Genomic DNA, 23,198 nt, shown 5'->3' on the forward strand with positions numbered 1-23,198 from the left:
ATTAAATTCTATGTTAGAACTATCAGGTATAATTATTTTAGGAATTTTAGCGCAATGGGCGGCCTGGAAATTAGAAATTCCTGCAATCTTACCTCTTATTTTAATTGGTCTTTTAGTAGGTCCGTTTTCAACCTACCTTTCAGAAGATGGCAACAAATGGATAGAACCCGTTTGGGATGGTACACATGGATTATTCCCGGGTGAGCGTTTATTCAACTTTGTTTCTTTAGCCATCAGTTTAATTTTATTTGAAGGTGGGCTCACCCTAAAAAAAGAAGAGTTAAAAAACGTTGGTAGTGTAATTTATAGACTCATTACGCTTGGAACTTTTGTTACTTTAATAACAGCTGGAATTGCTGCGCACTATGTCATTGGTTTAAACTGGTCTATCTCATTTTTATTTTCAAGTCTGATTGTTGTTACCGGACCAACAGTAATTGCACCTATTTTAAGAAACTTACCTATTAAGAAAGATATTTCCACCATATTGAAATGGGAAGGAATACTAATTGATCCTATTGGAGCTTTAATCGCGGTATTGGTCTTTGAGTTTATTACCGTTGGCAGTCAAATGGGAAGTAGCTATACAAAAGAGGCACTTATAGAATTTATAAAAATTATTGTTACCGGTTTTTCTGTAGGATTTACGTCGGCATATGCTTTTACACTTGCCTTAAAAAATAAATTAATTCCCCACTACCTCTTAAATGCAGTTGTTCTAGCGCTGGTTTTAGGCGTATTTGTTTTATCTGATTTATTTGCCCATGAAAGTGGCTTGTTGAGCGTAGTAATTATGGGAATGGTGCTCGGAAACATGAAACTTGATGCCTTAAAAGACATATTTTATTTTAAAGAGACGATTAGTATCTTGTTAATATCGATACTTTTTATTTTACTTTCGGCAAATATAGATATATCAGATCTCGAGTTGATCTTCAATTGGAAAACATTGATCCTTTTTTCTATAGTAGTATTGATTATTAGGCCTTTAGGAGTCTTTTTAAGCTCAACCAATAGTACACTTCAAAAGAACGAAAAAATCTTTATCAGTTGGGTTGGACCAAGAGGAATTGTAGCCGCCGGTATTGCATCCCTTTTCGGTATCAAATTAACAATGCAAGGATATGATGATGCGAACTACATTACTCCGCTTGTTTTTATGGTCGTGTTAGGAACAGTGCTACTCAATGCCACAACCGCAAGAATGGTGGCCAAAGTTACGGGTGTTTTATTGACAAAGTCAGAAGGTATTTTAATCGTAGGTGCCTCAGAACCTGCAAGATTAATCGCTTCATATTTGATTCAAAACGACAGAAGAGTTGTTTTAATAGACTCTAACCCAAAGCATATTCAAGTGGCAAAGGATATGCATTTAGAAGCCATAGAATGTGATATTTTCGCAGATGATCTGTTAGAAGATATCGAACTTAACGATATTGGTTATCTCCTTGCCTTAACAGGAAGTACCACCATTAACAATTTTGCTATGGCAAAATTCAGTCCATATTTTGGAGAAGAAGGCGCATTTAAATTACTGAGCGCCAAAGAAATGCAAAACATAGACAGTATAGATCCAAGCACTATTTTTTCTTACGACAATGATTTTATCAATTTGAGTGAAGTGGTACGCGATTTTCCAAATTACAGTGAAGTAGAAATAAGTAAAAAAGCAGAATTTAAAAAATTAATTAAAGCGGCGAACAATCAAAAAGATACCATTCCATTGTTTTTGAGAGATAACCTTGGTGAAATTCATATTCTAGGAGCAAAACCTGAAGAAATGAAAGTTGAAGCAGGAAATAGGCTGATGTATTTGGGAAGAAAAATTACATCAGAATAACTAGAATAAGGATGTAATCTTACTAATTTTATTTTCATTTGGGATATACGTCGGTCCGAAGCCAGGAAAATTATATTCTAACTCTTTATGCGAAGTAAAATGTAAATTTTTAATTCCGACGGAAGCAATTTTTTTTGCATTTACATGATTTACACCTCCTCCAGCCATTATTTCGATTTGACATCCATAATGCTCGACCAAATAGGCCAAATTCTCCAAACCTAAAAAGACATTTTCCTTTAAACCAGAAGTGAGAACTCTATCAAATCCCATTTCAATAATTTTTTCGATCGCTATTTTCATGTTGGATACTACATCAAATGCCCGGTGAAATGTAACTTGTAAATTATGTGTTTTTGCTAATTCCAATAAAGTCTTGTTTAAAAAAGAAACTTCATTGTTTTCATCTAAAACACCAAACACTACTCCTTGAGCTCCAATATTCGCTGCAGTAATGATATCCGTTTGTATGATCTCCACTTCTTCTTTTGAATAAAAAAAACCACCCGCTCTAGGCCTAATTAAAACATGAACTTCAACTTTTCCAAATTCGACACATTGTTTGATACAACCTATACTCGGTGTAAGACCGCCAAGTGATATTCCTGAACAAAGTTCTATTCTTTTCGCCTTAAATTTTGCCGCTAGCTCAGCCCCTAACAGGTTTTCTGTACAAACCTCGAATATCATTCTACCAATTTTTTTACATATTTGGCATTTTTCAAAATATCAATATCGCGAGAGGTTACAGCATAATTAAAGCCCTCATATACACTAAAGGCACCAACTTCACCACTTTTATTGATTGCCAAAAATCCCACCTGCAGATTTTCTAAATTTTTATGCTTTTGAATGATTCTTTTAACGGCCTCTTCACACGCCTTCTGGGGAGAATGCCCCTGGCGCATTAGCTCAACTACTATAGAACTCCCAGCTATTCTGATAACGGCTTCACCCATTCCTGTTGCACAGGCAGCTCCAATTTCATTATCAACAAACAATCCTGCGCCAATAATTGGCGAATCACCAACTCTTCCGTGCATTTTATATGCCATACCGCTGGTTGTACAAGCTCCTGCTAGGTTTCCATTTCCATCGATGGCCAACATTCCAATTGTATCGTGGTTTTCAATATTTATGACTGATTTATATTTAGAACTCATTTTCCAAGCTTCCCATTCTTTCTTAGCGTTTTCTGTTAGAAGATTCACCTTTTTAAAACCACTTTCAAGCGCAAAATCTTGGGCTCCTTTTCCCACCAACATCACATGAGGGGTATTTTCCATTACTTTTCTAGCCACAGAAATAGGGTTCTCTATATTTTCTAAAAATGCAACTGCACCACAATTGCTTTGATGGTCCATGATACAGGCATCTAGTGTGACTTTCCCATCTCTATCCGGTAATCCACCGAGACCAACACTTGTAATTAATGGATCAGACTCCGTTACTTTAACACCCTTTTCAACTGCATCAATCGCCATGCCGCCATTTGACAAAATTTTCCAAGCTGCCCGATTTGCCTCTATCCCATGTTCCCATGTAGAAACAACCATAGGTCCGGGTGCATTAAAATTTGTTTTTGGGAATTTGAGGTTTTCTGTAGGATTTGCCAAAATTTTTCCAACAAATGCTGTAGCAGAACTGATTGCAGCAATACGAATAAAGTCTCTTCTTGATTTCACGAAATTTCTTTTTCATGAAAATAAGAAAAAAATGTGAATAGCTTAGATCTTTTTCATTTGCTCTTTCACCATCTTGATTTGATCTTTGAGCATGCCGTGTTTGTCAAGTTTCTTGGCTTCGTTTAGCAAATTTACGGCTTCCCTTTTTCGTCTTTTGGTCATCGCAATTCCTGCCAATTGTAAGTTGACCATCGCTTTATCATGGTCCATGTTTAAACCCAATTGTAAAGCCTTCTTGAAATGTTTTTCGGCCTGGGTCAAATTAGTTTGAGAAATCATAATTCCTTTTAAAAAATTATAATATCCTTCTTGCTTCTTGATTAAAGCAGAAGATGGATTTTTAATTTTATCGAGCAACTTATTGCCTCCGACAAAATCTTGCTTTCTCAGTTTTAAAAATGCTAACAATAAAATTTCATTCTTGAAATATAAAAAAACAAACATCCCGGCCAATAAAACGATAAGAATACCATTCCATATGTGACCCTGTGCAAATTCATAAATCGCCCATACTAAGGTTAATCCGGCTAAAACTAATTTTATATTTTTATTGAACATTTTTAAGTTTTTTGTTGGAGTGCAAATTTACATTTTTTCAAGTTTTATGCATGTGATTTTATAGTTTTTATTCTTTAGGTTTTAGATAAGAATAAACAGTTAAATAATATTACCATTTTTTTTAATAATTTTATAGTACTTAGCATTTCACAATGACACAATTTACAGAACGAAATACGCTTTTTAAAAATATCAAATGCCCAAATAAATAGTTGTTTGATTTAATTCAATATTTATCAGCATTTTTTTAATTTTCTTCAAAATCGTTCTAACTATGGATTTACCTTATACTGAGCCCTACAAATATAAAATGGTTGAATCGATAAAACGGTCAACGATGGAACAGAGAAAGCGTTGGATTCAAAATGTTCATTATAATCTATTCAGCCTAACCTCTGATCAAGTTTTTATAGATCTTTTGACAGATTCCGGTACTGGCGCAATGAGCGATGCACAATGGTCTGCAATGTTTACAGGAGATGAAAGTTATGCAGGCTCAAGATCATTTCATGCATTGGAAAAAACAATTCAAAATCTTACCGGCTTCCAATATGTTTTACCCACTCATCAGGGTCGTGCAGCAGAGAATGTACTATTTTCAGTTTTGGTAAAAGAAGGGGATATTATTCCTGGTAATGCTCATTTTGACACCACCAAAGGACATATAGAATTTAGAAAAGCGAAAGCAATTGATTGTACTATTGACGAAGCCTACGATACAAGGCTTTATCATCCGTTTAAGGGCAATTTAGATCTAAAAAAACTGAAAATTATTTTTGACACAACACCAAAAGAAAAAATACCATTCGTAGTAGTCACGATTACATGTAATAGTCTTGGTGGTCAGCCCGTATCGATGCAAAATATTCGCGCCGTATCAAGTCTATGCAAAAAATATGGAATTCCTGTTCTTTTTGATGCGGCAAGATTTGCAGAAAATGCCTATTTTATTAAAACACGTGAAGAGGAATTTAAAAACATAACCATCAAAGAAATTGCTAAGGAGTTCTTTTCATATGGGATGGGTATGACGATGAGTTCAAAAAAAGATGGCTTAGTAAATATGGGGGGCTTTATCGCTTTAAACGACCCAAAAATTTATAAAGAAGCATCTGTTTTCAATATTATGTTTGAGGGATATATTACGTATGGTGGAATGAACGGTAGAGATATGGCAGCTCTCGCTGTAGGCCTGGATGAAGCAACCGAATTCGATTATCTCGAAAGCAGAATTAAACAAGTTGAGTTTTTGGGCCAAACTTTAGATGATTTTGGGGTACCCGTACAAAAACCTTTCGGCGGACATGCCATTTTTATTGATGCCAATAAATTTGTTCCAACTATCCCCATAGAGCAATATAGAGCGCAGGCCTTAGCCATAGAGTTATATATTGTTGGAGGTATAAGAGGGGTAGAAATAGGAACCGTTTTGGCGGATAGAGATCCTTTTACGCGTAAAAACAGGTATCCTGAATTAGAACTTGTCAGATTGGCAATACCCAGAAGGACCTATTCTCAAAATCACATGTTGTATGTAGCGACAGTTTTAAAAAATATTTATGACTCGAGAAAGGAAGCAAAATCGGGTTATACCATCATTGAGGAAGCACCCATTATGAGACATTTTACAGCAAAATTTAAAAAAATATGATCCATCTTGGAAAAGAATTATTTGTATATTTATCGTCTTAATCAAAAACTTAAACCTTATGAAAAAAACTAAATTACCCTTTACCGCCTTTTTCTTATTCCTAGTTACGTTTGGTGTTGCAGCTCAATCAGGAGTAAGTAAAGATGAACTTTTAAGAGGATTAAATGGCTTTAATGAAATTGGTCTTTCCGATATCAAGTCAACCGAATTACAAAACTACAATGAGAATTATGCCAACAAATTGTATGATGTGATTGATAGTGATCGATCAGAAAAAGACAAAATTGATGGAATTAAGACCATTAGTCAAGGAGCTGCAAAAGATCTAGAAGATATTTTAGGACTAGACAATTTTAAGAAATACAAAAAAACACTTAAGAAAAACCTAAAACCACTCAAAAGAAAATCAAAATTGTTGAAATATATAATTTAACTTAAAATCTCTGCTTTTAGCAGAGATTTTTTTATTCTTTAACTGTGTCAAATTCAATTAAATAAATATCCTCATTTTCCTTTTTCATTTTGTAATGTTCTCTACCAAACTTTTCGAGCGAATCCTCATTTTTAAGATTAGAAATAAGTTGCTCATCTGATTCAATTTCCTTCTGGTAGTAGTCGATAGAACTTTCTAAATCATTCAATTCTTTATTTAATTCTCTTTGATTTACATAAGAATTCTCATCAAAAAAAATCATCCAAACAACAAACGGCAAAAGCACTAAAAAATATTTATTGCTTATCACTTTAAAAGTCCTATTCTTTTTTAAATCATTTAGCTTCATTCTTCAGGGCTTCTTGTATCACTGTTTTTACAATATTTATTGCCACGGAGTTGTAATCATCGTGAGGTATAATAATATCGGCATAACTCTTGGATGGCTCGATAAATTGATCATGCATGGGTTTAAGCGTTTCCTGATATCTGCTTATTACTTCATCGAAATCCCTTCCTCTTTCACGAATATCACGTCTCAATCTTCTAATTAATCGCTCATCAGAATCTGCATAAACAAATAGTTTGATATCCATTAATTTTCTCAATTCTCTGTTTGTAAAAACCAAAATTCCTTCAACAATAATTACCTTTTCGGGTGAAGTTAAAACAGTTTCTGTGGATCTATTATGATTTTTGAAAGAATAAACGGGTTTGTTAATAGATTTTCCATCTTTTAACTTTTTTACATGTTTGATCAAAAGATCAAAATCGATGGCTGAAGGATGATCGAAATTTATTTTACATCTTTCGTCATAAGACAAATGACTCGTCTCATTGTAATAATCATCCTGAGAAATAAGAGTAACTCTATTAGGATTTAAGGCCTCAACTATTTGATTAACCACTGTAGTTTTGCCACTTCCCGTTCCTCCCGCAATTCCAATTAACAGCATAATAAAAGTGCTTAAAATAAGCTGCAATTAACAACATTAAATCAAATTTAAGAAATAGAATTTGAATTGGTGCTATATTGTCCAAATGTCTTCTTTGAAGTTGATAATTTTTTTCTCAATGTTTAAATTGATTGCCCAATTATACTAAATGGGTTATGATTAGGTTCTTAAAATTAAGTCCAGACCTCAATTTCGTTTATAAAGTTATATATTTGGATTTTTTATGATTCAAAATGACCGATAAAGTAATATCCTTAGTCTTTTCTATAATTTTTATGGCATTTATTGCCAGTCCAACAATTTGTACTTTATTTTGTGATACAGTAGATGTATCTTTTGTTTACTCGCTCAATGAAGAAGAAGAAAAATTGAGTAAGGAATGTTCTAATATAAAGATCGTTATGCAAAACCATGATTATTTTTGGGAACGTTTAGATGAGGTCAACCCAAAATTTTATTTCAGATTTAATTCCTGGTTATATACCAATCCACTTCGAACCATTTTTTCTCCACCACCTGAATTAATATGATTCAAGAAATGCATTATGCGTCTATTTTTTTCTAACAAAGGTTTTAAAAATCTTTAAAATTTAATAACATGTTTAAATATATTAAAAATGACTTGCCATCGAGTATTGTCGTGTTTTTTGTTGCCTTACCACTATGCTTAGGTATAGCATTGGCCAGTGGAGCCCCTTTATTTTCAGGATTAATAGCAGGTATTGTTGGGGGTATTGTTGTGGGTAGCCTAAGTGGATCAAAAGTTGGAGTCAGTGGACCTGCAGCTGGTTTGGCCGCCATAGTCTTAACGGCTATCTTAGACCTTGGTAATTTTCAAAACTTTTTAGTGGCTGTAGTATTGGCCGGTATCATTCAAATTATCTTCGGGGTACTGAAAGCTGGAGTTATTGGTTACTATTTTCCTTCTTCGGTTATTAAAGGAATGCTAACAGGAATTGGAATTATCATTATTTTAAAACAAATTCCTCATTTTTTCGGGTATGACAAAGAACCAGAGGGTTCTGAAAGTTTTATTGAATCTTCAGGAGAAAACACTTTTTCAGTCATATTACATCTGGAAAATAATATTGTATTAGGTTCCTTTATCGTAGGGGTTTTGGGATTAGCAATTATTTTGATTTGGGATCTAGTTTTGGCAGAAAAAGCCAAAATTTTCAAAATAATTCAAGGACCACTGGTCGCGGTTGTCGTTGGAATTCTATTTTATGAGTTAACCAAAACAAATAGTAATCTGAGTATTGAATCATCTCATCTCGTAAGTGTTCCCATACCCCAGGACGCAGCATCCTTTTTTAATCAATTTAGTTTTCCCAATTTTGCGGCAATAAATCAAACCCAAATTTGGATTGTAGCTTTTACAATTGCCTTGGTGGCCAGTTTAGAAACATTGCTTAGTGTTGAAGCTACAGACAAATTAGATCCCAATAAAAATGTTACCCCAACAAACCGGGAGCTATTGGCTCAGGGTGCTGGAAATATTTTGTCTGGATTGATAGGTGGACTTCCAATAACTCAAGTAATTGTTCGTAGCTCTGCCAATATTCAATCAGGTGGTAAAACCAAATTATCTACCATATTTCATGGATTCTTGTTGTTGATATCAATTATTTTGATCCCAAAATTACTCAACAAAATACCACTGTCAGTTTTGGCGGCAATCCTTTTGGTGGTTGGATACAAACTAGCAAAACCAAAATTATTTAAAGAGATGTATGCCAAAGGTTGGAAACAGTCCGTTCCCTATATCGTTACTGTTATCGGAATTGTATTTACAGATCTCCTTGTAGGAATTAGTCTGGGCCTTTTAGTTGGAATTGTAGTTATCCTTTTAAAAAGTTATCAAAACTCTCATTTTCTCCACATTGAGGATAAAAGTAATGGTAAGCATAAAATAAAAATGACATTGGCAGAGGAAGTGACCTTTTTTAATAAGGGAGCCATTCTAAAGGAGCTTGAGAGTTTACCCAATGATACATTTCTTGAATTAAATTTATTGAACACAAAATATTTAGATAATGACGTTATAGAAATATTGGAAGATTTTTTATTTAAGGCAAAAGACAGGAACATCGACATTAAATTGGTCTCAAAACGTGGAGTTGTTGAAAATCCTCCAAGTTTTATTGATTTTTTTAAAGATCGACCGAAATCAAGTTTAAGTTTAAGTTAGTAGATATGAAAAAAAAGAAAAAAATTTTAGTGCTAGTAGACTTAAAAGATACGACCCTGGAAACCTTGAGACCAGCCATAAAGTTTGCTCAGATGATGGATGCCAACATTAATTTGTTTCACATTAAAAAACCAGGAAGAGTTATCGATACAGAAAATCAGTTATCTGCTTTTAGAACTTTTACATCTGAACACAAAAAAATGAAGGATAAAGCGAAGGCTTTTATTAAAGAACTGTATAATGATGAAAAAGTAAAAATTGATTTTAGCTTTGCTATCGGACATCCAAAACATGAACTTAACCATTATTTGGAGCAGAATAAGGCAGATATTTTAGTTTTGGGAAAGAAAAAATCAAAACCTGTTAAATTTATTGGAGACGATTTTACCGAGGTTGTCTTAAAATATTTTACGGGTCCTATACTAATTGTAAATTCGAAAAAGGAAGATTTTTCTTTGACCGATCTTAGTTTAGGCATTTTAAACAACCAAAATCTTTTATCAAATTTTAAGTTTTCACAAAATTTATTGCAGCATACCAGCCAGCCAATAACAACGTTCAACTTTATTAAAAATTCCAAGAAAATAACCACTACACAAAAATATGAACAAAAAATAGTAGAATACTTCTTTGAAAATAACAATGATATCTCCCAAAACCTTTCGCAATACCTAATTAAAAGTAAGGTAAATTTATTGTATATTGATAGATCTTTGCAAGAACAAAAACTTAGTGATTTTAAATCCTTAAGCATCAAAGATATTATCCTGAATACAGACGTATCAATTTTATTGTCGGAGAAAAACTTTGATAGTGAATAAAAAACAAAGGACCTCAATTAAAATTTCTTTGAATGTGTTCTAATAAAAGTCAAACTTAAATATGAAGAATATTTTCACCAATGTAAAAGGAGATTTATTGGGGGGATTAACCGCAGGAATTGTTGCCTTGCCTCTAGCACTTGCCTTTGGTGTTTCTTCAGGTCTTGGCCCCAGTTCCGGTTTGTATGGAGCAATATTTCTGGGTTTTTTTGCATCCTTGTTCGGCGGAACTCCATCCCAGATCAGTGGTCCTACAGCACCGATAACAGCAGTTAGTATGGTGATGATTGCTGGTATCATTCAAGCAAACGAAGGGGATTTAAACAAAGCTCTACCCATAATTCTTAGTGTATTCATCATTGCCGGAATTATTCAAGTACTCATGGGTATTTCGGGTATCGGTCAGTACATTAAATATATTCCATACCCCGTTGTATCTGGGTTTATGACAGCAATTGGATTGATCATCATCATTACCCAACTTCTTCCGATTATGGGTTATTATCCTCAAAATGATCAGGAACTTATTCAGAATATGAGACCTTTGGCCGAAGAGAATATTTTAGAAAAAATACTGATTGATGAATCTAAAGAAGGGATTTTGGTTTTGGAAGATTTTAAAGAAACTATTGATAGAGCAGAGAAAATAACACCACAAGATGTTGAAAAAGAAGCCATTTCTTTAGCAAAAGGTAGTACCAGCGGCGTAGTGGGAGCTGTAAAAAGTATCCCTCGAGCAATTCATAGTATCAAGTGGCTTGAAGTGATATTAGCCGTAGCGACTATTTTTATTATTTATGGTTTTAAAAGAATCACCTCCGTCATACCAAGTACACTAGCAGCTCTGCTGGTAATATCGGGAATAGCCATTGGCTTCAATCTCGATTATGTACCTATACAAGAGATTCCAAGTGGATTCCCAGTATTTCAATCAGAAATATTTACAAAATTTAGCTTTGTTGCTCTTGCCCCATATATTTTTACAGCCATTACATTAGCCTTTTTAGGAGCCATAGATAGCTTACTCACCTCTGTAGTGGCAGATAATATTACAAAAACTAAGCACAATCCAAACCAAGAACTTATTGGCCAGGGAATTGGAAATTCTGTAGGTGGACTTTTTGGAGGACTGCCAGGTGCGGGAGCAACAATCAGGACGGTCGTAAATATTCAAGCTGGCGGAAAAACCAAATTATCTGGAATGATCGCTGCGGTATTACTTCTGATTATCTTACTAGCCATGGGTCCATTGGCCTCTAAAATTCCTGCCGCTGTACTTGCAGGGATTTTAATTACTGTGGGTATTGGTGTTATGGATTACAAAGGGTTAAAGGCTATTCCAAATATGCCTATAAGCGAAGTTATTATCATGTTGATTGTAATGCTTTTATCAACTTTTTGGAATCTGGTTTATGCCGTTGGAATTGGATTGATTCTAGCTTCCATCATTTTTATGAAGAAAATGGGTGATTTTTCGGCAGAATCTTCTAATATAAAAAGCCTTGATGTAGAGAAGGCCTGGTCAGATGAAACTGATTTTCCAAAAGAGTTTAAAGAGAAAGTCTTTGTCAAACATATTAAGGGACCATTATTTTTTGGTTCAACCAGTCACTTCCAGCAATTGGCAAGTCAAATACCCTCCACTGCATCACACGTGATAATTCGGATGGACAAGGTGCCGTATTTAGACCAAAGCGGACTTTATGCCTTGGAAGATGTTTTATTAGACCTTGAAAAGAAAAACATTCATTCTTTGTTGGTTGGCGTTCAAAAACAACCACTTTATATGATGAAATCAATTGATATTATCCCCGATCTAGTATCTGAAGACCATTTATTTTCTTCATTCAAAAAATGTGTTGCATGGCTCAAAGAAAATAGAACTAGCCTTTAAATTTTAATTTTGAAGGAATATTTTGTGGTTTGTTTGTAAATTTCACCTGGTGCCAGCACTGCACTTGGAAAGTTAGATTTATTCGGAGCATCAGGATAATTTTGAGCCTCAAAACAAATAGCTGAAAAAGGATCAAATTTTACACCATTTTTATAAGGTAAAGTCTGTAATTGTACAGGGGTATAAATCACACAGGCCGGTTGATCAGTTCTAAGCACCATTTCGATACCCGTTTTTTTGGAAAAGAGTTTTGCTTTGATCTCACCATCATTTAACACAAAAGTATCATCTAGTCCGGAAAAATTATTTTCTCCAATTCTTTTATACGAGCTAAAATCAAATTTACTTTGCGATGAATTGAGGAGTTTTCCTGACGGAATGAGCTGGTCATCAACTTCTAATATCTCTTGGCTATTTACAAATAACTCATGGTCTAAAATGGAACCTTCACCTTCAAGGTTAAAATAGGTATGATTTGTTAAATTTACAACAGTCTTTTTATCTGTTTTCGCTAAATAATCTATCTTAATTTCATTCTGTTCAGTAAGCGTAAAGCGAACTGAAACTGATAATTTTCCCGGATAACCTTCTTCTCCATCAGCACTCGTATAAGACAAAAGCACATTAGGATTTTCACCTAGTGATAGATCTTCAATTTTAAATAATTTCTTGTCGAACCCACATTTTCCGCCATGTAAATGAACCCCATTTTCATGAAATAAAAGATACTTTTTATGATCTATTTCAAAATTCCCTTTCGAAATTCGCCCGGCATATCTGCCTACCGTACAACCTAAATAAATGTTTTCAGCTACATAAGGCTCATTTCTGTAATCTTCAACATTCTCTAGACCCACAACTACATTAACAAGCTTATTCTTTTTATCATGAATAAAAAAATTCATTATTGTAGCTCCGTAGTTGGTCAATTCTAATCTGGATCCATGTTTATTTACGAGCTCAATTCTTTTCACTATGTTCCTTTTATCAGATTTAAAATTTCAACCCAATTTGCAACTTAATTTCATCAATTATTTCAATTAAATCCAAACTATTTTGGTGAGACCAAAGCTCACTTTCAATTTTACCGGTGCGAATAGAGTTATGACATTCAAGTATTTCGTAAGTAAATCCCTTACCCATGGTAGGGAAATGATAATCTATGGTATGATTATTTTTAACAACAGTAAAAGATTGGGCTTCATGCCACAATGAGTTAATATTTATCCTTCCTTTAGAACCATTAATTGTAGCCACCATATTTGAAGTGGTTGCAAAACCACTATGTAAAATACTCTGTGCATTTTTATACTGAAGGATCATCGAGGTTTGCTCATCTACACCCGATTCATAAAAAATAGATGAAGCCAATATTTTTTCAGGTTTGCCAAAAATCAAATAACTCAAAAAAAGAGGATAGATACCTATATCTAACAACGAACCTCCTCCCATTCCTTTCTCGGTAAGCCTTATTTTTGGGTTTTCTGCTAAAAAGGCAAAATCAGCATTGATATACCGAACATCACCGATCGTATTTCTTTTGACATGATCTAACACTTCAATAACAGACGGATTAAAACGTGTCCATAACGCTTCCATAAAGAATTTTTGACTTTCTTTGGATGCCTTTACCATTTCTTTAGCTTGTCGCAGATTGAGGGCAATCGGTTTTTCGCACAAAACATGCTTTCCTTTGCTCAAGGCTTCAATTGTTAAGGGAGCGTGTAAATCATTTGTTGTAGAAATGTAAATAATGTCTATTTCTTTATCAGCAAATAATTCCGAATAACTTCCATAAAACTTTTCAATACAAAATTTATGAGCAAAAGATTTAGCATTTTCAATACTTCTAGATGCTACTGCAACAAGTTCAGCTCCTTCAATATTGACTAAATCCTGAGTAAAACTATGTGCTATATTACCTAAACCCACTATGCCCCATCTTATTTTTTTCAACTTATATGTATTAGATATATTGATTAATAATGTTCTCAAACAATTCTTGCTTACCACTTTTTAAAGTGAGTTCTCCATTTTCTTGGGCTATTTTATACAGGTCTTGTAAGCTGAGTTTTCCTTGTTCAAAGTCTTTGCCTTTGCCATTGTCGAATGAAGCGTATCGCTCTGTTCTTAGTTTTTCATAGGGTGACGATGTTATAATTTTATCTGCTATCAGTAAGGCTCTGGCAAAGGTATCTGCTCCGCCGATATGTGCATGAAAAACATCTTCCATATCCGTTGAGTTTCTTCTGATTTTCGCGTCGAAATTCACTCCGCCTCCCTGCAATCCACAAGCTTTTAAAAAGACCAACATCGCTTCGGTAGTTTCCTGAATATTATTTGGAAACTGATCAGTATCCCAACCATTTTGGTAATCACCTCTATTCGCATCTATACTACCCAACATCCCTTCTGCCGCTGCTACAGCTAATTCATGTTGAAAAGTGTGTTGTGCAAGTGTTGCATGATTAACTTCTATATTGATTTTAAAGTCTTGATCTAAACCATATTTTTTTAAAAATCCGATAGCCGTAGCCGTATCAAAATCATACTGGTGCTTCATGGGTTCCATGGGTTTCGGCTCAATAAAAAAGGTTCCTTTAAAACCTTGACTTCTAGCATAATCTTTTGCCATTGTCAAAAATCTTCCCATATGATCCAGTTCTCTTTTTATATCCGTGTTCAACAAACTCATGTATCCTTCTCTACCACCCCAAAAAACATAGTTTTCTCCTCCTAAAGCGATTGTTGCATCTAAGGCTAATTTAATTTGCCCACCTGCTCTGGCCACGACATCAAAATCTGGATTTGTCGCGGCACCGTTCATGTATCTGGGATTAGAAAAACAATTTGCTGTTCCCCATAAAAGTTTAATACTTGAGCTTTTTTGCTTTTCTTTCAAATAATCTACAATAGCAGCTAAACGTTGTTCTGATTCTTTAAAACTCGAACCTTCTCTGATAAGATCATAATCATGGAAACAATAATAATCAAAACCCATTTTACTAATAAATTCAAAAGCTGCATCTGCTTTTTCTTTAGCAGCTTGAATTGCATCTGATGATTTATCCCATGCAAATTGCTGAGTTCCAGGTCCAAATGGGTCTGCTCCCGTTCCGCAGAAAGTATGCCAATAAGCGATAGCAAATTTAAAATGCTCTCGCATCGTTTTACCAGCTATTATTTGCTCCGGATTATAATATTTAAATGCCAAAGGATTGTCTGATTCTTTCCCTTCGTATTTGATTGCCCCAATTCCTTTGAAGTATTCTTTGTCTCCTAATGTGACCATTGTGTTGTAATTTATTTTGATTATTTAATTTTTTCAAGCACTGAATTTAAATCATTTTTCCAATTTTCATAAGCTATCCTATGAGCTGTTTTATCCTTTTCTGGAAAAAAAGTCATGACATGATCATTATTCATGATATTCTTACTGTAACTTACGAAATCTCCCTTATACAAACCGGCAGCTCTCGCAGCACCAATGGCTCCTGTGGTATGGTAAATCTCTATATCCTGATCTATAAGCGTGGCTATTGTGTTGGCAAATATCTCTGATCTAAAAAGATTATCATCTCCCGCTCTAAGCACCTTGATTTGGATACCGTCTGATTTCAAAATCTCTATACCGTAGACAAATGAAAATGCAATACCCTCTAAAGCTGCCCGACAGAGGTGCCCTTTATGATGTCTGTTCAAATCAATATTGACAATTCTTGTACCGATCATTTTATTATCTAGCATGCGCTCAGAACCATTCCCAAATGTAATGAAAGATAATCCGTTTGAACCAATTTCTATCTCTGAAGCCAGTTTGTTCATTTCCTCATAAGACTGAACATCTAAATTATTTAAAAGCCATCTGTATTGTATTCCAGCTCCATTAATATTTAATAACTTTCCTATGCGTTGATGATTTTGAGAATAATTAACATGAGCAAAGTTGTTTACTTTGGCACCTTCTTTGACCGATAAATTATCTGTTACTGCATAAACAACACCTGAGGTTCCGCCTGTGGCGGCAACTTCTCCCGGATTAAATACATTAAGTGTAAGGGCGTTATTGGGTTGGTCCCCAGCACGATAAAAAATCGGCGTACCAATAGCGAGTTCACTTTCAATTTCGCCTTGTTTTGAAACTTTGCTCTGCAATCCAAAAGTTGGGACAATTTCTGGTACTAAACCTTTATTAATGCCATAGTATTCTAATAAAAAATCAGCGAGATCATTCTCTTTAAAATCCCACATGATTCCTTCTGATAAGCCAGAAATTGTTGTATTGATTTCGCCAGAGAATTTATAAGCTATATAATCACCAGGCAACATGAATTTATAAATTCTAGAATACACATTAGGCTCATTTTCTTTTACCCATTTTAATTTTGAAGCCGTAAAATTGGCAGGAGAATTGAGTAAGTGATGAAAACATTTTTCTTGGCCTAAATCTGCAAAAGCCTTTTTACCAATTGCTACTGCCCTACTATCGCACCAGATAATCGACTTTCTCAAAGGAATCCCATAATCATCTACCAATACTAAACCATGCATTTGATAGGAAATTCCAATCCCTACTATCTGTGTTGAATTGATTTGGTATTTATTCTTGATCTTTTTTATTGCATTACAAACATGCAACCACCAATCATCCGGATTTTGCTCTGCCCAGCCCAAATGTGGGGCATACATACCCATTTCCTTTTCAGGTTCGTTAACAACCCCGATCGCTTTACCCGTTTCAACTTCAACCAAAGCAACTTTAATACTAGAACTTCCGATATCTAATCCTAAATAATACACTTTCAACACAATATTTTATTCTTAAACGCCAAAATTAAAACCAGAGGAAACCAATTTATGGTAGGCTTCATGATTAAATTGATATAAATAAGCTCCTTTCTTTGAACCTGATTTATCTTTTTCAGACAATTGTTGGAGTATACCTAATGACAACATTTTCTTTCTAAAATTACGACTATCTAATTCCTCATCCAATATCACCTCATATAATTTTTGCAATTGCGGAATCGTAAATTTTTCAGGCAATAATTCAAAACCAATTGGATGGTATTTCACCTTAGATCTTAACTTTACCATAGCATCTAAAACCATTCTTTTATGATCTAAAACTAGGTTAGGTAAATCCTCTAAACCATGCCAATGTGAATCATATTGATTCTGCTCTGATACCAAATGAAACTTATCACTTCTTATCAATGTATACATAGCAACCGACATACACCTATAACCTAAATCTCTGTCGACTTCACTATAAACTTTACTTTGTTCTAAATACAAATCCGATAAACCTGTCGCTTCGTTCAAAATTCTTGTTGCAGCTTCCTCAACCGTCTCTTCCAATCGAATAATTGACCCTATTAAAGACCACTCTCCTCTAAGAGGCTCCATTTTCCTTTTCATAATCAACAACTTCAAATCGTCTCCATCAAAACCAAATATGATGCAATCCACTGCAGTAAACATCAAATGAGGTTGACTATCAGCATATAAATTATTATCAAAAAAACTTTTCTTTTTGGACATGTTGAATAATTTAATCTATACACATCAAATGTATAAAATACTTTTATTATTTTTGCTCAAATCTAACTATTCATGATTTTAAACTCCCAAATAGACGAGTTTCTAAAAAACTTTACACCAACACTCAAAATTAATTCACCGGGTAGAATTAATCTAATCGGTGAACATACAGATTATAACTTAGGTTACGTATTGCCGTCTGCTATTGATAAATCAATTATATTTCAATTTTCCAGGAATAGCAATGCTTCAAAATGTAATATTTTTAGCGAAGATTTCGATCAGCTTTTTACTTTTGATTTATCAGATGTACAAAAGGGTGAGTTAATGTGGGCAAACTATTTATTGGGTGTTGTTTATGGCATTCATCAACATACTGATAAATTAGAGGGTTTTGATTGTATATTAAAAAGTAACCTTCCTATTGGTTCTGGCTTAAGCTCTTCAGCAGCTTTGGAATGTGGATTGGCTTTTGGCTTAAACGAATTATTTAATTTGGAATTGAGCAAATTAGAAATCATTCAAATTAGTCAGAAAGCGGAGCATGATTTTGTTGGGACCAAATGCGGCATTATGGATCAATACGCATCGGTGATGAGTGAAAAAGGAAATGCTTTACTTTTAGATTGCAGATCTGTTCAGCATGAAAATGTTCCCATCAATTTAGAACCTTATCAATTAGTGCTATTAAACACCAATGTTTCTCATAATTTAGCTTCAAGCGAGTATAACACGAGAAGAAATGAATGTGCTGAGGGAGTTGATATCTTGAAGAAAAAACTACCCAATATATCTTCACTTAGAGATGTTACTCTAGATGATTTAAATGTATTTCATGATTTCTTGCCCAAAAAAATCCTAAAAAGATGCCAGTTTGTGGTGGAGGAAAACGATAGAGTTTTAAAAACAAAAGAAGCATTAAAAAATAATAATCTCAATAAATTTGGAAGACTTCTTAATGAATCGCATCAAGGTCTAAGTAAAAAATACGAGGTGAGTTGCGAAGAGCTCGATTTTTTACATGATTACGGAAATTCAAAACCATATATTCTGGGTAGTAGGATGATGGGCGGCGGATTTGGGGGCTGCACGATTAACCTGATTCACAAAGACCACATGAAAGATTACATTCCAGAAGTTTCTAAAGCATATAAAGAAAAATTTAATTTAGATTTAGGAGTTATTCCTGTTAATCTAAGCTCGGGCACAACCATCATTTGATCATGGAAATTTATCAAAATCCTCATAGGAGATTAAATATTTTAACTGGAGAATGGGTACTTGTTTCTCCGCATAGAACTAAAAGACCTTGGCAGGGAAAAACAGAAAATCAAACGAATATCCAGAGACCCATTCATGATCCTACTTGTTATTTGTGCCCGGGAAATACGAGAGCAAACGGTAAAACAAACCCAAACTATTCTGGACCTTATGCCTTTGTGAACGATTTTTCTGCACTGCTAGAAGAAATACCTGAATCAGAAATAAACGATGGTTTTTTCGTGGCAAAATCTGAAAAAGGACGATGTAAAGTTATTTGCTTTTCACCAGATCACTCACTAACACTACCTTTGATGGAAGTGAATGATATCAAAGCGGTCATCGATTTATGGCAACGTGAATATAGAGATTTAGGTAGCTTGGATTTCATCAACCATGTAATGATTTTTGAAAATAAGGGCGACACGATGGGCTGCAGCAATCCACATCCGCATGGTCAAATTTGGGCACAAGAATCTATTCCACAGGAAGTTTTAAAAAAATCTAAACAACAAAGCGAATTTTGGCTGAAAAAAAATCAAAGCTTACTTAAAGTTTATTTGGAAAAAGAGTTAAAATTAAATGAAAGAATTATTACTGAAAATAAAGATTTTGCTGCACTCGTTCCTTTTTGGGCTGTATGGCCATATGAAGTAATGATTCTTCCAAAAAAACATTACCAACACATAGGACAACTCAACGATCAAGAAAAAATTTCTTTCGCAGAAATTATAAAAAAAGTAACAATCAAGTTTGACAATTTATTTGAAACCTCTTTTCCATATTCTGCCGGTATTCACCAATCTCCTACAGATGGCCAAGACCATGAAGAATGGCATTTTCATATGTCTTTTTACCCTCCACTCTTGAGATCTGCTACAGTGAAAAAGTTTATGGTGGGTTATGAGATGTTCGCAAATCCCCAAAGAGATATTACGGCAGAATCAGCTGCAGAAATTTTAAAGAATTTACCTGAAACGCACTTTTTAAACCTGTAATTTCCTATTGGCCTAAATTCAAACTAGTAGGTTTTTAGAAAAAAAATTATTTTCCACTTAAGTACAAATATTTTAATCAACCAATATTCTTCTATTTCTGCTTTAAATGAATCACAAAACCGCCTAAAGGACTCAACTTCAGATCAACTTTGCTAGACGAGTTTAAATTTGACTTGTTTATGGAAAATGTTCTTGAATCTTTACCATCAGAAAAAAATGTGGCGTCGTATTCACCTGTTAGGAAGGAGAAATCTCCCAAAAAGTCTTTTTGTGTTTTTTCTCCATTGATGCCCGCAATGAACCAGTTATTCCCCTTTCTTCTCGCTATAACCATTTCATTTCCTGGAATACCTTGAATATACTTCGTTTCGTCCCAAGAAGCCGGTACATCTTTTAAAAATTGAATTACCTCATCAGGTTGTGCGCGATACGATTCAACACGGTCTGCCATATGCTGCCAACCCGATTCAAATATAACAGCTAATGCTAATTCATGTGTATTTGTTGTTAAATGTGGAAATTCATTATCAGAAAAAGTGACAGGCGTATAATCCATTGAACCAACTACATTTCTAGTGGCTGGCAATATTGTGTTATGACTTGGTGCTCGTTCTGGATATTCTGAAGCAAAACTATAGCATTCTCCTCCTCTCACACTTTCCATCGTCATTAAATTTGGATAAGTCCTTTCCCAACCTCTAGGAATTGTTGCACCATGAAAATTCACCATAATTTTAAACGCTGCAGCATCTTTTAAAATATCTAAATATTGCTGTAATATAAAGGGTTTATCACTTTGAAAAAAATCAACTTTTATACCTTTAACTCCCCACCCAGCTATTTTTTTAAATTCTTCTTTGCGTTTTACAGAATCATGCATAAGGTCTCTTGGTTCTTCTGTAACAGTATTATGCGGACCCCCAGAATTATACCACAAAATAGATCCAACTCCTTTGCTATTTCCATAAGCCACCAATTCTTCAATACTGCCATCCTGCATGGTATTCCAATTGGCATCAATTAAGGTATACTCCCAGCCCATTTCAGCTGCTAAATCTATAAAAGGTTTCATGGAATTATAGCTTTTACTACTTGGATGATCAGACCACCAGCTCCAAGATGCTCTTCCGGGTTTTATCCAATCTATGTTTTCTATTTCATTAGGTTTTGATAAGTTTTTCACCACATCAGTTTCTACAATAGCACCTAAATTATCACCTAGTACAATTACTCTCCAGGGTGTTTTCCATGGTAAAGTATGTTGAGGTTCTTTGACACCTATTCCATTAGCCTCAGTATCTTCGGGTAGACCAATTGTGTATGCCAAATTGGAGGATGAATTGTGTAGTCGAGCTCCATAAAAATCGTCATACAAACCAGCTTCAGTTAACAATACCCAATTAGCACCTGTTTTAAACAAGGCAGGAAAACACCACCCTTGCGGATTGGGTGAAATTTCACCAATTTGAACATTGCTTTCATAATATTTCTCATAGGCCGGTGTCCATTTGGTAACAATATCGTAAGGTTGCATCCATGCTCGGCCTTTTTTATAAAAATTAAATCCTGTAGTTTCAGACAATACTTTATGAAATTTTTCGTTCTTTTCCGGAAAAATATATCTAAAGGCTGTGGCATCATCAAAAACGCGCACTTCAATTTCAATTTTATTTCCATTTAAAGTTTCGAAAGTGAAGGTCCTTCCCATAGCATGGTTACGAATCTGAGATCTTTTGCCAGCAAATGACTCATAGGTTTCATCAATTTCAATTGTTTCTGAAACCGAAATAAACTTTAATCCTTTTGTAAATGAATCATCTGATCTTTCAATTCCCATTGAAGAATTTGATAAAACGGTATCAAGACCCTTTTCGCTTTTCATAAAAATATGGTATACCAAGCTGCTATCTAATTTGTTTAAATGGTTTATCACCAAGGTAATTTTTCCATTGGGTGATTGAATTGGCCAATGATCATCTACTTTTTGTACTGGGCTACAAGAATTTGAAATCATCGTCAAAATAAATCCAATTAAAATAGTGTATTTGAACTTATTCATTTCTAGGATATTAAAGAATTTTAATTTATGTTATGTAAATATAGGAATAGAATATGTATGATTGGAATTGTTTTGGAATAATCAAAATAATTCGATCAATATTGACTTAAACTTGTTCAATCAATTCTTCACATAAAATGACAATAGAATCTTTTTTCTGCTCGTACTTTTGCATATCTTTATCGTAAATATCTAGACCAACATAGTGCTCCATCCAATAATGAATTGATCTTGAAAAAATCGATCAAATACTTTCTCTTTTTTCAGTTCACAATACTTCTTTTCTGTACGCTAAAAATCAATGGCCAAAAAACAGATACCATTTACCATATGAATGGAAATATTTTGACAGGAGACTTGAAGAGTCTAACCTATGGTGTTGCTACATGGAAAATGGATGGCATGGGTACAATAAGTTTAGAGGAAGTTAAAATTAATACCATCATATCGAATAAACAATTTGAAATCAAGTTAAAAAATGATGAAATATATTACGGATCGTTTTTAGCTTCCTATAAACCTAGAACAGTTTTTATAGAAACCCCTCAAAATAAAGTTCTTGTTAAGATAGATGACCTAGTTGAAGTTTATCCCATAAAAAACAGCTTTTGGTTGAGAACTTATGGAAATTTCAGTCTTGGTTTAAATTATTCTAAAGGGAGTGATATTGCCACCTTATCATGGTCTGGAAATCTAAATTATCGAAAGAAATCATCTTTTTTTAAAATTTCTTGGGATAGCAATAATACTTACCAGGGAGATACTTTATCAACTCGAAAATCTGATGCCTCAATTTCCTTCGAAAGATTATTCCAGCGCGGCTGGTCTAGTCAAGCACTAATTGGTTTAAACCAAAACACTGAATTAGGAACAAAAGCGAGATGGGCGATAGATTTAATCGGTATTAAAGATTTAAAGTACAGCAGTATGAACAGGTTTTATATCGGTGCCGGACTAAGTGCCCTTCGAGAAAGACCCTTTGGTAATGGTGAAACTGAAAATGATTTATCCGGAATAATCCAAGCGGTTTGGAAACTATACAAATACACGAGTCCTAAAATTTGGGTAGATACAGATATCAGTTTCCTGCCGTATCTCACAGATAATAGATATCGGGCTGTTTTTAATCTAAACCCTAGGGTAAGTGTTTTTAGTGATAATTTTAAGGTTGGATTGGCTTTTTATTACAATTATGACAGCAATCCGTCGGCAGGTGCGCAATCTAATGACGATTATGGGTTAAATCTTCAGCTATCTTATTATCTGCATTAGTCAATCATTCTGTAATATGTCCAAAAAAGAAAAAAG

The 23,198-nt window shown here is 34.2% G+C and carries 21 protein-coding genes; 10 read left to right on the plus strand and 11 right to left on the minus strand.

All coding sequences use genetic code 11. The annotated features are described in order from the left end of the window. The first annotated feature begins 10 nt into the window (after positions 1 to 10). A complete protein-coding gene (locus ACFQ39_RS12910; RefSeq protein ID WP_377179575.1) occupies positions 11 to 1,840 on the plus strand; it encodes a cation:proton antiporter in 1,830 nt (609 codons plus the stop codon). Here ACFQ39_RS12910 and ACFQ39_RS12915 read toward each other — a convergent pair whose 3' ends face one another. The 3 genes from ACFQ39_RS12915 to ACFQ39_RS12925 are packed head-to-tail and all read right to left on the minus strand — an operon-like array spanning position 1,841 to position 4,083. Further along, on the minus strand, positions 1,841 to 2,530 hold the full coding sequence (locus ACFQ39_RS12915; RefSeq protein WP_377179577.1) for a copper homeostasis protein CutC: 690 nt from the start codon (positions 2,528 to 2,530) through the stop codon (positions 1,841 to 1,843). It abuts the gene before it with no gap. Further along, entirely contained in the window at positions 2,527 to 3,525 is a 999-nt protein-coding gene (locus ACFQ39_RS12920) for an isoaspartyl peptidase/L-asparaginase family protein (RefSeq protein ID WP_377179579.1), read from the minus strand. The genes ACFQ39_RS12915 and ACFQ39_RS12920 overlap by 4 nt, the downstream gene beginning before the upstream one ends. Positions 3,526 to 3,567: 42 nt before the next feature. Next, positions 3,568 to 4,083 carry a DUF2892 domain-containing protein gene (locus ACFQ39_RS12925; RefSeq protein ID WP_377179581.1) on the minus strand — a complete coding sequence of 172 codons (516 nt, stop codon included), beginning with the start codon at positions 4,081 to 4,083 and terminating at the stop codon, positions 3,568 to 3,570. Positions 4,084 to 4,357: 274 nt separating this feature from the next. On the opposite strand from ACFQ39_RS12925, the gene ACFQ39_RS12930 reads away from it, so the two are divergent. Both ACFQ39_RS12930 and ACFQ39_RS12935 read left to right on the plus strand, forming a co-directional pair. Beyond that, positions 4,358 to 5,734 (plus strand): tryptophanase, encoded by a 1,377-nt coding sequence (locus tag ACFQ39_RS12930; protein WP_377179583.1) that lies wholly within the window; start codon positions 4,358 to 4,360, stop codon positions 5,732 to 5,734. A 58-nt stretch (positions 5,735 to 5,792) separates the two neighbouring features. Next, positions 5,793 to 6,167: a hypothetical protein gene (locus ACFQ39_RS12935; RefSeq protein WP_377179585.1), complete on the plus strand. Its 375-nt coding sequence runs from the start codon at positions 5,793 to 5,795 to the stop codon at positions 6,165 to 6,167. 31 nt (positions 6,168 to 6,198) lie between these two features. Here the strand turns inward: ACFQ39_RS12935 and ACFQ39_RS12940 are convergent, their stop codons facing one another. Then, entirely contained in the window at positions 6,199 to 6,516 is a 318-nt protein-coding gene (locus ACFQ39_RS12940) for an FtsB family cell division protein (RefSeq protein WP_377179587.1), read from the minus strand. Beyond that, on the minus strand, positions 6,503 to 7,123 hold the full coding sequence (udk, locus tag ACFQ39_RS12945; RefSeq protein WP_377179589.1) for a uridine kinase: 621 nt from the start codon (positions 7,121 to 7,123) through the stop codon (positions 6,503 to 6,505). Before udk ends, ACFQ39_RS12940 begins: the two co-directional genes overlap by 14 nt. 233 nt (positions 7,124 to 7,356) lie before the next feature. Here udk and ACFQ39_RS12950 point away from each other — a divergent pair, with 233 nt between their 5' ends. The 4 genes from ACFQ39_RS12950 to ACFQ39_RS12965 all read left to right on the plus strand — a co-directional run bounded on the left by ACFQ39_RS12950 (position 7,357) and on the right by ACFQ39_RS12965 (position 12,029). Next, the gene (locus tag ACFQ39_RS12950) at positions 7,357 to 7,653 is read left to right on the plus strand and encodes a hypothetical protein (protein ID WP_377179591.1); all 297 of its coding nucleotides are present in this window, start codon (positions 7,357 to 7,359) and stop codon (positions 7,651 to 7,653) included. A gap of 68 nt (positions 7,654 to 7,721) precedes the next feature. After that, complete coding sequence (locus tag ACFQ39_RS12955) at positions 7,722 to 9,314, plus strand: SulP family inorganic anion transporter (protein WP_377179593.1); 1,593 nt, start codon at positions 7,722 to 7,724, stop codon at positions 9,312 to 9,314. Positions 9,315 to 9,319: 5 nt separating this feature from the next. After that, positions 9,320 to 10,135 carry a universal stress protein gene (locus tag ACFQ39_RS12960; RefSeq protein WP_377179595.1) on the plus strand — a complete coding sequence of 272 codons (816 nt, stop codon included), beginning with the start codon at positions 9,320 to 9,322 and terminating at the stop codon, positions 10,133 to 10,135. Positions 10,136 to 10,196: 61 nt separating this feature from the next. Then, positions 10,197 to 12,029: a SulP family inorganic anion transporter gene (locus tag ACFQ39_RS12965; RefSeq protein ID WP_377179597.1), complete on the plus strand. Its 1,833-nt coding sequence runs from the start codon at positions 10,197 to 10,199 to the stop codon at positions 12,027 to 12,029. On the opposite strand, the gene ACFQ39_RS12970 is transcribed toward ACFQ39_RS12965, so the two are convergent. Genes ACFQ39_RS12970 through ACFQ39_RS12990 form a run of 5 tightly spaced genes read right to left on the minus strand, consistent with a single transcriptional unit; the run spans position 12,026 to position 17,573 of the window. Continuing rightward, positions 12,026 to 13,003 carry an aldose epimerase family protein gene (locus tag ACFQ39_RS12970; protein WP_377179599.1) on the minus strand — a complete coding sequence of 326 codons (978 nt, stop codon included), beginning with the start codon at positions 13,001 to 13,003 and terminating at the stop codon, positions 12,026 to 12,028. The genes ACFQ39_RS12965 and ACFQ39_RS12970 overlap by 4 nt on opposite strands. A gap of 19 nt (positions 13,004 to 13,022) precedes the next feature. After that, the gene (locus ACFQ39_RS12975) at positions 13,023 to 13,985 is read right to left on the minus strand and encodes a Gfo/Idh/MocA family protein (RefSeq protein ID WP_377179601.1); all 963 of its coding nucleotides are present in this window, start codon (positions 13,983 to 13,985) and stop codon (positions 13,023 to 13,025) included. 10 nt (positions 13,986 to 13,995) lie between these two features. Continuing rightward, positions 13,996 to 15,321 carry a xylose isomerase gene (gene xylA / locus ACFQ39_RS12980; RefSeq protein ID WP_377179603.1) on the minus strand — a complete coding sequence of 442 codons (1,326 nt, stop codon included), beginning with the start codon at positions 15,319 to 15,321 and terminating at the stop codon, positions 13,996 to 13,998. A gap of 20 nt (positions 15,322 to 15,341) precedes the next feature. Next, positions 15,342 to 16,829, minus strand: a complete 1,488-nt coding sequence (locus tag ACFQ39_RS12985) for a xylulokinase (protein WP_377180025.1) — start codon at positions 16,827 to 16,829, stop codon at positions 15,342 to 15,344. 21 nt (positions 16,830 to 16,850) lie between these two features. After that, positions 16,851 to 17,573 (minus strand): NUDIX hydrolase, encoded by a 723-nt coding sequence (locus tag ACFQ39_RS12990; protein ID WP_377179605.1) that lies wholly within the window; start codon positions 17,571 to 17,573, stop codon positions 16,851 to 16,853. 72 nt (positions 17,574 to 17,645) lie between these two features. On the opposite strand from ACFQ39_RS12990, the gene galK reads away from it, so the two are divergent. Both galK and ACFQ39_RS13000 read left to right on the plus strand, forming a co-directional pair. Beyond that, positions 17,646 to 18,794 (plus strand): galactokinase, encoded by a 1,149-nt coding sequence (galK, locus tag ACFQ39_RS12995; RefSeq protein ID WP_377179607.1) that lies wholly within the window; start codon positions 17,646 to 17,648, stop codon positions 18,792 to 18,794. Positions 18,795 to 18,796: 2 nt separating this feature from the next. Then, on the plus strand, positions 18,797 to 19,831 hold the full coding sequence (locus tag ACFQ39_RS13000) for a UDP-glucose--hexose-1-phosphate uridylyltransferase (RefSeq protein ID WP_377179609.1): 1,035 nt from the start codon (positions 18,797 to 18,799) through the stop codon (positions 19,829 to 19,831). A 91-nt stretch (positions 19,832 to 19,922) separates the two neighbouring features. On the opposite strand, the gene ACFQ39_RS13005 is transcribed toward ACFQ39_RS13000, so the two are convergent. After that, complete coding sequence (locus ACFQ39_RS13005; RefSeq protein ID WP_377179611.1) at positions 19,923 to 21,890, minus strand: glycoside hydrolase family 97 protein; 1,968 nt, start codon at positions 21,888 to 21,890, stop codon at positions 19,923 to 19,925. Positions 21,891 to 22,121: 231 nt separating this feature from the next. Here ACFQ39_RS13005 and ACFQ39_RS13010 point away from each other — a divergent pair, with 231 nt between their 5' ends. After that, positions 22,122 to 23,162 (plus strand): DUF481 domain-containing protein, encoded by a 1,041-nt coding sequence (locus tag ACFQ39_RS13010; RefSeq protein ID WP_377179613.1) that lies wholly within the window; start codon positions 22,122 to 22,124, stop codon positions 23,160 to 23,162. The last annotated feature ends 36 nt before the right edge of the window (positions 23,163 to 23,198 follow it).

It is taken from the genome of Namhaeicola litoreus, assembly GCF_042679565.1.
Lineage (GTDB): Bacteria > Bacteroidota > Bacteroidia > Flavobacteriales > Flavobacteriaceae > Namhaeicola > Namhaeicola litoreus.

Coding starts and splice junctions, on each gene's coding strand:
- ACFQ39_RS12925 (WP_377179581.1), bottom strand. CDS start 4,083: ATGTTCAATAAAAATATAAAATTAGTTTTAGCCGGATTAACCTTAGTA.
- ACFQ39_RS12935 (WP_377179585.1), top strand. CDS start 5,793: ATGAAAAAAACTAAATTACCCTTTACCGCCTTTTTCTTATTCCTAGTT.
- xylA (WP_377179603.1), bottom strand. CDS start 15,321: ATGGTCACATTAGGAGACAAAGAATACTTCAAAGGAATTGGGGCAATC.
- ACFQ39_RS12910 (WP_377179575.1), top strand. CDS start 11: ATGTTAGAACTATCAGGTATAATTATTTTAGGAATTTTAGCGCAATGG.
- ACFQ39_RS12960 (WP_377179595.1), top strand. CDS start 9,320: ATGAAAAAAAAGAAAAAAATTTTAGTGCTAGTAGACTTAAAAGATACG.
- ACFQ39_RS12965 (WP_377179597.1), top strand. CDS start 10,197: ATGAAGAATATTTTCACCAATGTAAAAGGAGATTTATTGGGGGGATTA.
- ACFQ39_RS12915 (WP_377179577.1), bottom strand. CDS start 2,530: ATGATATTCGAGGTTTGTACAGAAAACCTGTTAGGGGCTGAGCTAGCG.
- ACFQ39_RS12990 (WP_377179605.1), bottom strand. CDS start 17,573: ATGTCCAAAAAGAAAAGTTTTTTTGATAATAATTTATATGCTGATAGT.
- ACFQ39_RS12950 (WP_377179591.1), top strand. CDS start 7,357: ATGACCGATAAAGTAATATCCTTAGTCTTTTCTATAATTTTTATGGCA.
- ACFQ39_RS12930 (WP_377179583.1), top strand. CDS start 4,358: ATGGATTTACCTTATACTGAGCCCTACAAATATAAAATGGTTGAATCG.
- ACFQ39_RS12955 (WP_377179593.1), top strand. CDS start 7,722: ATGTTTAAATATATTAAAAATGACTTGCCATCGAGTATTGTCGTGTTT.
- ACFQ39_RS13005 (WP_377179611.1), bottom strand. CDS start 21,890: ATGAATAAGTTCAAATACACTATTTTAATTGGATTTATTTTGACGATG.
- udk (WP_377179589.1), bottom strand. CDS start 7,123: ATGCTGTTAATTGGAATTGCGGGAGGAACGGGAAGTGGCAAAACTACA.
- galK (WP_377179607.1), top strand. CDS start 17,646: ATGATTTTAAACTCCCAAATAGACGAGTTTCTAAAAAACTTTACACCA.
- ACFQ39_RS13000 (WP_377179609.1), top strand. CDS start 18,797: ATGGAAATTTATCAAAATCCTCATAGGAGATTAAATATTTTAACTGGA.
- ACFQ39_RS12940 (WP_377179587.1), bottom strand. CDS start 6,516: ATGAAGCTAAATGATTTAAAAAAGAATAGGACTTTTAAAGTGATAAGC.